The following is an 8,174-nucleotide window of genomic DNA, read 5'->3' as shown; positions in this document are numbered from 1 at the left end:
ACCGTATCGGCCGGCGAGGGATCCGAGCCGTCATTCACCACCAGGCTGAAGACCAGCACCGCGTCCGCCGCGCCGGCCACCAGCACCGGCGCGGTGAAGCCCGGCGTCGCCGTCGCAGCCCCGCTCAGCGTGACCGCCGGGCCCGAACTCTGGCTCCAGGCATAGCCGAGGCTCTGGCCGGCATCGTTGGCGTCCGACCCGCTGCCGTCAAGCGTCACCGCCGCGCCCGAGCCCACCGTCCGGTCCGGCCCCGCATCGGCCGTCGGCGGCGTGTTGGCGACCATCGTGGAATTGTTGACCAGAACTGTCGATCCCGCCCCCGAGGCCCCGATGACGTAGTCACGGGTGTTTCCGTCCGCGAGCGAGGTGGCCCGGAACTCGACTCCGACGAAATCATCGGTCGCGTAGGTGCCGTTGGCGCCGTCCGACAATGTCACGACCACATTCGTCGCGCCGCATTCCGATGCGATCGCGGCCGCGGTGATATCGCCGCCGGGCCAGCTGGTGATCACGCCGCCTGACCAGTAATTCCCTCCGGAAGACTGGCTTGCCCCGTTGGGGATGAACAGGTTCAGCTGTGTCTCCTGCGCGGCGGAATCATGATAGGCGTTGAAGCTGCAGGTCAGGCCCGCGGGCGCGATGACCTGATCGAAAAATCCCGGACCCAGGGCGAGGGAGGTGGCCGGCGGAACCGTCGCGGCCGTCAGGCCCAGTCCCAATACCGCCAGAATGGATCTGAAGCGCGTCATGTCTCTGTCCCGTTCATTCTGCGTCCCCGGCGCGGACGCGCCCGGAAACGGCATTTCGAAATCTGTCTGCAGGCTAATGGCGCCATTTGTCGCATTCTGTGTTCCGGGACACAGAAGCCGTCCGGTGAAGTGAATAAACCTTGGCCGGACCGCATGGCCCCGTCGGGCCATGACTGGACACCCTTCGACACTGACAGGCTTCGGGAGAACTCAGATGGATCCATTCATTGGCATGATCGTTCTGTTCGGCGGAAATTTCGCGCCGCGCGGATGGGCGTTCTGCGATGGTCAATTGCTGGCGATCGCATCGAATTCGGCGCTCTTCAGCATTCTCGGCACGACCTATGGCGGCGATGGCCGCACCAGCTTCAGCCTGCCCGACCTTCGCGGAAGGGTGCCGATGCATGCAGGCTCGGGCCCCGGCCTGACGCCGCGGGAAATCGGGCAATCGCTGGGACGCGAGACGGTGACGCTGGACACGACGCAGATGCCCAGCCACAGCCATGAGGTCAGCGTGCTGAACGCACCTGCCGACAATGACCGGCCCTCGGGTGATCTGCTGGCACGTTCGGCGATCTATTCGGCAACGACATCGCCGACGGTGGCGCTGAACCCGGCCACAATCGCCACCAGCGGCGGCAGCCAGCCGCATGACAACATGCCCCCGACCCTGTGCATCAATTACATCATCGCTCTTGAAGGCATCTTCCCGTCGCGAAGCTAAGGGCGCATCTGCGGGGTATCGACGCGCCCTCCCCGCGTTCGGCGCCGCTCTGGCCGCCGGCCGGGCGGCAAAGGCTTCACGGACGGGTGACATGCTGTCGCGGCAGGCAATCCGTGCTTGAACCTGCGGTGAGGACATGATTCTTGCGCGAAACGGATTAGCGGCAGGTGAGACGGATGTCCCTGGCATCGGTGCGAAGGATTTTGTGGGTGCTGGCGGGCGTTGCGGCGCTGGCTTTGGCCTGGCTGCTGCTCTGGTCGGATTTTCGGACCGCGCCCGACCAGGCCCGGGAAGAGCCGCCCTTCTACGCCGATTTCGAACTGACCGGTCATGACGGCGTGGTCCGGACAGAGGACGATTTCGCCGGGCGCTGGATGCTGGTCTTCTTCGGCTTCACCAATTGCCCCGATATCTGTCCCACGACGCTGTCGGAGGTCGCGTCGGTGATGGACGGACTGGGCGATGAATCCGCCAAGGTGCAGCCGATCTTCATCTCTGTGGATCCCGAACGGGACACGCCCGGGGCCCTCGCGGAATATGTTCCCCTGTTCGATGCGGGCATCATCGGCCTTACCGGCACGCCGGAACAGATCGCCGCGACCTCGGAAACCTTCCCGATCTTCTACGAGCGGATCGAGCAAGCCTCGGCCCCGGATGGTTACACGATGAACCACACGTCGCATCTTTTCCTCTTCGACCCCGCGGCGGGCTTCGTCGATTCCTGGCCCTACGGCACGCCCGCCGAAGAAATTCTGGCCGACCTGCAAGAGAGGATCTGACCGCCATGACCCGTCTGTCCGGCGCGACCGCCCTGGGGCTGGCCTGGACCATTGCGCTTTTCGCATCGCTCGCCGTGCTGTTCATCGGCGAGGTGCTGGGCCAATCGCCCTGCGTGCTTTGCTGGTTCCAGCGCGCCTTCATGTTTCCCCTGGCCATCATCCTGGGACTCGGGCTTTGGTGGCGGGACGATCGCGTCGGGCGCTATGGCATCGCACTGGCGCTTGGCGGCGGCGCGGTCGCGCTGTGGCACCTGGGCCTCTATGTCGGGCTGATTCCCGAAAGCATCCAGCCCTGCACCGCCACAGGACCCTCCTGCACCGATGAAAACCAACTGGTCCTTGGCATTCCGATCCCGCTGATGGCGCTTGTGGCCTTTGCCCTGATCGGTCTGCTGTCGGCCCTTTCACTGAAGGAAACACGATAATGCAACGACGCGGCCTGATCCTGTCCGTTCTCGCATTGGGGACCGCCGGCTTTGGCGGTGCCGCATGGTATGCGACGCGGCCCGCGCCGACCGCCGGCGCGGCCCCCGTCACGGCGGATCGCAAAGACACGCTGATCCGAAGTTATTCTCCGGTTCTCGGGCCCGAGGATGCGCCGGTAACAATCGTCGAATTTTTCGATCCGGCCTGCGAAGCCTGCCGGGCGTTCGACCCGATCGTGAAGGACATCATGGCCCGGAACGGGGACGCCGTGCGCGTGGTGATCCGCTATACCCCGTTTCACGGCGAATCCTCGGAAGAGGCCGTGCGCGTGCTCGAGGCGGCGCGGATGCAGGATGTCTATCGTCCGGTCATGGATGCGCTGCTGCGCGAACAGCCCAGATGGGCTTCGCGCGGGACGCCGCCGCCGGGCCTGATCCTCGAGATCGCGACCGCCGCCGGCCTCGACGCCGAGGCGGCGCGCACGCAGATGCAATCGCCTGACGTCGTGGCAATCCTGAACCAGGACCGCGCCGATGTCGAAACCCTGGGTATCCGCCAGACCCCCACCTTCTTCGTTAACGACAAGCCGCTCGACCCGTTCGGCGAGGCCGAATTGCGGCGCCTGGTCTCGGCCGAAGTCGCCGCGGCGCAGAGCTGAATGGTGGAACACGGGAACATTCCGATGAAAGACCTTCTGTTCGCGGGCGCGCTGGCCGCCCTTCTGACTGTCGCCGGGCTTTCATCGCCGGCTCTGGCAGGATCCGGGGATGTCGTGGTTGCCGGCGCGTGGGCGCGCGCCTCGATCGGCGTCAAGCGCCCCGGTGCCGCCTACATGACGATTCGCAATACCGGCGAGGAGCCGGTGACGCTGACCGGGCTTGCAACTCCGCTGGCGATGATGCCCGAAATCCACGAAAGCAGGACCGATGCCCAGGGCATCAGTTCCATGACGCCCGCGGGCAGGATCACGATTGCACCGGGGGACAGCGTGGCGCTGGAACCCGGCGGGCTGCACGCGATGCTGATGGGGCTGCAAGCGCCGATGACGGAAGGCGAGACCTTTCCGCTGACGCTGCTTTTCGAGGATGGCGGCCAGACGATCGTCGAAGTGCCGATCCTCGGCATCGCCGCACGCGGACCCGGGGACTGATGCGGCGGCGGGCGTTTCTGGGATACGGCGCGGCCGGCCTTGGCGCGCTGTCGCTGACGCTGGCGGTCGGTTGGTGGCGGGTGGACGGGCCCGGTGCGCCCGACGCGGCGGGATTGCGGCCGATGGCCCTTTCCGCGATGGATTTTCGCCTGACAGATCACGAGGGCAACAGCGTCGGACCGAAATCCCTGATCGGCCGTCCGACGATGGTCTTCTTCGGCTTCACCTATTGCCCCGATGTCTGCCCGACCACGCTTTCGGACATCTCCGGCTGGCTGGACGAGTTGGGACCGGATGGTGATGAATGGAACGTGGTTCTTATCACCGTCGATCCCGCGCGCGATACGGTCCGGGCGATGGCCGATTATCTTGGCTATTTCCATCCGGCGATCCGCGGCTGGACCGGCCCGGAGCCGCAGATCGCGCGCGCCGCCGCCGGTTTCCGCGCGACCTATGAAAGAGTGCCGACCGAAAACGGCGATTATACGATGAATCACACCTCGGGCGTCTTTCTGTTCGATGCCGAGGGGCTTTTCGTCACCATGATCGACTATCACGAGCCGAGGGAATTCGCGATCCCCAAGATCCGCCGTGCCATGAAGAAAGAGGCGAAGGCGGCGAGCTGAGGCAGGGAATCGTGACGGCGCGGAACCGGCCGCCCCGTCTTAGCGGTCGCTCCGGGGCCGCCCGGCGTACCAGGCGGATACCGCGTCGATCTGTTCCTCTGTCATCCGCTCGGCGATTGCCTCCATCACCGGGGCAAAGGGGGTTCCTCCGCGCTTGCCGTCGCGCCAAAGCACCAATTGCCGGGCAAGATACCACTCGGGCTGTCCCGCGAGCGCCGGAAAATCTGGGCTTCGCGGCTTCGGCCCCAGGGCGTGGCAGCTTTGGCAGGACGGGATCCCAGCCTCGGCGATGCCGTCGAGGGCGATGCGCCGGCCCAGGGACAGCAGCGCCTCGGGCGTGGCGGGGGGGCCGCCGGGGGCGGCCATCGGCACAGTGGCATAGTCAAGATCGGTGTCACCTTCGAGGATACCGGCGGCATCCTGCGGCGTGTCCAGTGGCAGGACCAACGGCCCGGACGCGCCCAACGCTGGCTCCGCGCCTTTGCCGGCGGCGGTTTCGGGACCGGGTTCCGGCACCGGACCGGGCTGTCGGGCAAAGTATTCGGCAAGCTCGGCAAGGGTCTGCGCGTCATAGCGGCTGGCCGGCGGCTGCATGAAACCGCTTTCGCGCCTGCCCTGCGCGAAAGCCAGCAAGGTGGCGTTGAGATAGGGCGCAGGCTGGCCCGCGATGATCGGAAACGCGCCCTCTGCCGTGCGGTCGCCCCGGCCCAGCCCGTCGCGGCCATGACAGCGGGCGCAATTTTCCAATGCGTTCTCGAAAATGCCGTCCAGCGCCGCCAGCGCCTGCCCGCCCGCCTCGAGGTCGTCATCCACGACGCCGCCACCGAGGGCAAGATCGGCATAGGTCGCGGCGGTCATGTCGGGCAAGGCGCGCAGAAAGGCCACCTGCGCCCAGACCTCGTCATCGCGGCCCTGCGCCGGCCAGGCGGGCATTCCGGTATATTTGAACCCGTTCTTGACGATCCAGAACAATTCCTCGTCGCTCCAGTCGCCGACGCTGTCCTCCAGCCGCGGCGGCGACGGAACCATGTTGGCCACGACCGGCGACTGCGCCACGCCGGGTGCGCCATGGCAGGCGGCGCAGCTTGTCGCATAATTGCCGGCCGACCGCTGGATCAGCGCCGGATCGGACAGATCCAGCCCCTCGGGCTTTTCGACCGGCGTTGACTGGGTGGCGACGGCGTTCTCCAGCGTCCAGCCAAGAAACCAGCGCGTCACCGGCCAGTGTCCCGACGAGGCGGCGATGGAAACCAGCCCCGACCAGCCGACAAACAGCGCCCCGGCCATGCCGAGAGCCACGAGGCCGGCCAGCCTTTTCCAGGTCAGGACGATCCTCAGCCTCATCGGCAATCCCCGATCATGACAATCGGCAGGGTCTCGAACAGCACCGCCACGAAGGACAATGCCGCCAGCAGCAGCGTCGAGAATTCAAGAAACCCTTCGCGCGCTTCGGCCGTGTCCTGATCGTTGCGAAAGCCGCCGCCACCTTCGCGCCATTCGCGCCAGGCGCGGCGCAGGATCAGGCCGATCAGGCCCAGACAGGTCAGGGTGGCAACACCGATCATTGCGCGCGTGCCGCCGATGTCGCGGAAGGGATCGCCGTTCGGCGCGCATTGCCAGGCCACCAGCGTATAGCTGAACAGAAAGTGAAACGCCCAGATCGTCGGCGCGGCGATCAGCGTCCATAGCGTGTCCTCGGTCTTGCCCAGTCCCAGCATCGCCACCTCAGACCAGCATCGGGAAAAATGCCAGCAACGTCACCGTCACCAGTGCGGTCGCGAACATGAAATGCCAATAAAGCGCCACGTTCGAGATATCGGCGTCATGGCGCGGCGTGATCCTGCCAAAGACCGACCGCGCCAGGCAATAGCCCAGCATCAGGCTGCCCACCGCCGCGTGAACGGCGGTCCAGATCGCCAGCACCCAGACCGTCGCCGGATAGACGTGATCGGCAGGGTTCAGCCCGAAGGTCCAGGGGCCCCACAGCAGGGCCGCACCGGCGCCAAGCGACAGCAGGCTGCCCGCCGCCATCAGGCCGCGCGCGATGCCGACCCGCCCGGCGCGGTTGAGGTTGCGCGCGCCCAGCGATGCCGCCCAGGCCGCGCCGAACAGGCCCAGCGACAGGCTTGGCCACAACACGCCCGGCCCGGCCATGTTCGGCGGCGGAAAATCGGCATGGATGGTGAAATAGAACATGTAGCCGAAGGCCAGCCCGACAAAGGCCATCGCATCGCCCGTCATGGTGATGAACATCGCCCACCAGCCCGTCGATTTCGGTCCCGAGACATAGAGCGGCAGGCTGAGGCCCAGGCCGACGTTCTTTTCGGGCTTTTCGGGAATGACTGCCGTGCCGCGCCAGAGCCAGACCATGATCGACACGGTTGCCAGCACCATGGCGACCAGCGCCGGAATCCAGAACTTGAAGGTGGTGAAGATGAACACCGCTCCGGTCAGGGCGGCGGCGATCATCGGCATGAAGCTTGGCCCCGGCACCCGCAGGCACTGCTCGGGCCGGGCGTCGAGAACCGAGGTGACAAGCGTCTCGCGTTCCCCCTCTTCGGCGTCCGGCAGGTAGAAGCGCCCCTTGTCCACGTCCTCGATGAAGTTCGCCTGCTGCCACAGCGGATAGCGCGTGGTCACGATCGGAACCGAGCGGACGCCCCAGTTCTCGCCCGGCATCTCGGTCAGCCATTCCGGCGTGCCGGCGTTCCACGGGTTGCGATCGGCATAGGGTTCCCTGCCGCGCGGGCGCAGCACGTCCCAGACGATGACGAGAAAGCCGGCGGCGAAGACGAAGGCCCCGATGCTGGAGATCAGGTTCGCGGTGCCCACCCCCAGCGTGGCAGGATAGGTCCAGACCCGCCGCGCCATGCCCGCAAGCCCGGAATAATGCATCGGCAGGAAGGCGAGGTTGAAGCCGGTGAACATGATCCAGAACGCCCACCGCCCCAGCCGGTCGGACAGTTTCCGGCCGCTGACGATCGGCCAGTAGTAATAGATGCCGGCGGAAAGCGGAAACAGCATTCCGCCGATCAGCACGTAATGCAGGTGGGCGACCACGAAATAGGTGTCGTGCGCCTGCCAGTCGAAGGGCACAAGCGCCACCATGACCCCGGTCAGCCCGCCGATCACGAAGGTCGCCAGCGCGCCCGCGACAAACAGCATCGGCACCGAAAAGATCACCTGCCCGGTCAGCAGCGTCGCCAGGAACACGAAGATCTGCACGCCGGTCGGGATCGCCACCGCCTCGGAGGCGGCCGAAAAGAACCCCAGCGAGGCCGAAGGCAGGCCCGTGGTGTACATGTGATGCACCCAGAGGCCGAAGGACAGGAAGCCGGTGCCCACCGCCGCCAGAACGATCCAGGAATATCCCAGGATCGGACGCTGCGCAAAGGTCGGCACGATCATCGCCACCAGCGCGATGGCGGGCAGGAACACGATATAGACCTCGGGGTGGCCGAAGATCCAGAACAGGTGCTGCCACAGGATCGGGTCGCCGCCACGGGCCGGATCGAAGAACGGCCAGTCGAACATCCGCTCCATCTCGAACAGGATGTCGCCGGCGATCAGCGGCGGAAAGGCGAACAGGATCATCGCCGCCACCACCAGCACATACCAGCCGTATAGCGGCATCAGGTTCAGCCGCATCCCCGGCGGGCGGCATTTCAGCGTGCCCACGATCAGTTCCACCGCCGCCGCGATCGAGGCGACCTCGATGAA

The 8,174-nt window shown here is 66.1% G+C and carries 10 protein-coding genes; 6 read left to right on the top strand and 4 right to left on the bottom strand.

Annotated elements, in window-relative coordinates:
- Positions 1-749: PKD domain-containing protein (locus tag B4A72_RS08870; protein ID WP_292952748.1), on the bottom strand; the 749-nt coding region annotated here is incomplete at its 3' end.
- Between the two features lie 214 nt (positions 750-963).
- On the opposite strand from B4A72_RS08870, the gene B4A72_RS08865 reads away from it, so the two are divergent.
- The 6 genes from B4A72_RS08865 to B4A72_RS08840 all read left to right on the top strand — a co-directional run bounded on the left by B4A72_RS08865 (position 964) and on the right by B4A72_RS08840 (position 4,454).
- Complete coding sequence (locus B4A72_RS08865; RefSeq protein WP_292952751.1) at positions 964-1,473, top strand: phage tail protein; 510 nt, start codon at positions 964-966, stop codon at positions 1,471-1,473.
- A gap of 176 nt (positions 1,474-1,649) precedes the next feature.
- Positions 1,650-2,252, top strand: a complete 603-nt coding sequence (locus B4A72_RS08860; protein ID WP_292952754.1) for an SCO family protein — start codon at positions 1,650-1,652, stop codon at positions 2,250-2,252.
- A gap of 5 nt (positions 2,253-2,257) precedes the next feature.
- Entirely contained in the window at positions 2,258-2,677 is a 420-nt protein-coding gene (locus B4A72_RS08855; protein WP_292952757.1) for a disulfide bond formation protein B, read from the top strand.
- Entirely contained in the window at positions 2,677-3,336 is a 660-nt protein-coding gene (locus tag B4A72_RS08850; RefSeq protein ID WP_292952760.1) for a DsbA family protein, read from the top strand. The genes B4A72_RS08855 and B4A72_RS08850 overlap by 1 nt, the downstream gene beginning before the upstream one ends.
- A 24-nt stretch (positions 3,337-3,360) precedes the next feature.
- Positions 3,361-3,828 carry a copper chaperone PCu(A)C gene (locus B4A72_RS08845; protein WP_292952763.1) on the top strand — a complete coding sequence of 156 codons (468 nt, stop codon included), beginning with the start codon at positions 3,361-3,363 and terminating at the stop codon, positions 3,826-3,828.
- Positions 3,828-4,454 carry an SCO family protein gene (locus tag B4A72_RS08840; RefSeq protein ID WP_292952766.1) on the top strand — a complete coding sequence of 209 codons (627 nt, stop codon included), beginning with the start codon at positions 3,828-3,830 and terminating at the stop codon, positions 4,452-4,454. The genes B4A72_RS08845 and B4A72_RS08840 overlap by 1 nt, the downstream gene beginning before the upstream one ends.
- Before the next feature lie 39 nt (positions 4,455-4,493).
- On the opposite strand, the gene B4A72_RS08835 is transcribed toward B4A72_RS08840, so the two are convergent.
- From B4A72_RS08835 to B4A72_RS08825, 3 genes are all read right to left on the bottom strand, one after another.
- On the bottom strand, positions 4,494-5,798 hold the full coding sequence (locus tag B4A72_RS08835; RefSeq protein ID WP_292952769.1) for a c-type cytochrome: 1,305 nt from the start codon (positions 5,796-5,798) through the stop codon (positions 4,494-4,496).
- On the bottom strand, positions 5,795-6,178 hold the full coding sequence (locus B4A72_RS08830; RefSeq protein ID WP_292978364.1) for a hypothetical protein: 384 nt from the start codon (positions 6,176-6,178) through the stop codon (positions 5,795-5,797). Before B4A72_RS08830 ends, B4A72_RS08835 begins: the two co-directional genes overlap by 4 nt.
- 1 nt (position 6,179) lies before the next feature.
- Positions 6,180-8,174: cbb3-type cytochrome c oxidase subunit I (locus B4A72_RS08825; protein ID WP_292978362.1), on the bottom strand; the 1,995-nt coding region annotated here is incomplete at its 5' end.

This window comes from Paracoccus sp. UBA5162, from assembly GCF_002413585.1.
Lineage (GTDB): Bacteria > Pseudomonadota > Alphaproteobacteria > Rhodobacterales > Rhodobacteraceae > Paracoccus.
Note: the sequence above shows the minus strand (reverse complement) of the source record. Positions and strands in the feature narration are given on the sequence as shown.

Coding starts and splice junctions, on each gene's coding strand:
- B4A72_RS08840 (WP_292952766.1), top strand. CDS start 3,828: ATGCGGCGGCGGGCGTTTCTGGGATACGGCGCGGCCGGCCTTGGCGCG.
- B4A72_RS08860 (WP_292952754.1), top strand. CDS start 1,650: ATGTCCCTGGCATCGGTGCGAAGGATTTTGTGGGTGCTGGCGGGCGTT.
- B4A72_RS08845 (WP_292952763.1), top strand. CDS start 3,361: ATGAAAGACCTTCTGTTCGCGGGCGCGCTGGCCGCCCTTCTGACTGTC.
- B4A72_RS08835 (WP_292952769.1), bottom strand. CDS start 5,798: ATGAGGCTGAGGATCGTCCTGACCTGGAAAAGGCTGGCCGGCCTCGTG.
- B4A72_RS08850 (WP_292952760.1), top strand. CDS start 2,677: ATGCAACGACGCGGCCTGATCCTGTCCGTTCTCGCATTGGGGACCGCC.
- B4A72_RS08865 (WP_292952751.1), top strand. CDS start 964: ATGGATCCATTCATTGGCATGATCGTTCTGTTCGGCGGAAATTTCGCG.
- B4A72_RS08855 (WP_292952757.1), top strand. CDS start 2,258: ATGACCCGTCTGTCCGGCGCGACCGCCCTGGGGCTGGCCTGGACCATT.